At 66.1% G+C, this 709-nt stretch carries 2 protein-coding genes; one reads left to right on the top strand and one right to left on the bottom strand.

Annotation, left to right across the window (positions count from 1 at the left end; translation table 11 throughout):
* A partial coding sequence (locus CCN37_RS38205; protein WP_143262068.1) for a helix-turn-helix domain-containing protein occupies positions 1-165 on the bottom strand: 165 nt, incomplete at its 3' end.
* A gap of 83 nt (positions 166-248) precedes the next feature.
* Here CCN37_RS38205 and CCN37_RS38200 point away from each other — a divergent pair.
* On the top strand, positions 249-709 hold a 461-nt coding region (locus tag CCN37_RS38200; protein ID WP_086830256.1), incomplete at its 3' end, for an HAD family hydrolase.

The following is a 709-nucleotide window of genomic DNA, read 5'->3' as shown; positions in this document are numbered from 1 at the left end:
CTGGGCGATGGCGTGCAGGATGGGCAGCGACGGCACCTTTAAGCCCCGTTCGATCTGGGACAGGTAATCGGGAGCGATGCCGACGAGCCCAGCCACGACATCTTGGCGCCGCTCGCCGCGGTAGTGCCTGATCCTGTCGCCGATGGGCAGATCGGATGCGACCATGCCTACCTCCGTACGTATGCCCACTCAGCGTATGGTGCCCGTCACCAACGGGGGTCGGTATCCAACGATCGGAAGGCAATACAGTGTCGCTGCTCGTGTTGTGGGACATCGACCACACACTCGTAGATACCCGAGGAGTCGGCCGCGGGATCTGGGGTGAAGCGTTCGAAGAGGTCGCCGGCCAGCCCATGCGGGAGCAGGCGAAGACCGACGGATCGACCGAGGCGGTCATCCTCCGGGAAACGCTGAGACTCCATGGACTGCAGGACAGCCGTGACCTGTTCGAGCGGTTCGCCCAGGCACTCGGAGCCGCCCACGTACGTCGCGCGGCCGACCTACGCGAACGCGGGCATGCCCTCCCCGGAGTGCCACCACTGCTCGCGGCCCTTGCGGCGCGGGACGGGGTCACGCAGACCGTGATGACTGGCAACGTCCGGGCTGCCGCAGAGGTGAAGTTGACCGCGTTCGGTCTCGACCACTACATCGACCTCTCGATCGGAGCCTTCGGCGAGGACGCGGACGAACGCCCGCAGTTGGTGCGCAC

The sequence above is a fragment of the Allokutzneria sp. NRRL B-24872 genome (assembly GCF_002155965.1).
In the GTDB taxonomy this organism is placed as follows: domain Bacteria; phylum Actinomycetota; class Actinomycetes; order Mycobacteriales; family Pseudonocardiaceae; genus Allokutzneria.
The sequence above is the reverse complement of the archived record's forward strand: the minus strand, read 5'-3'. Positions and strand labels throughout refer to the sequence as shown.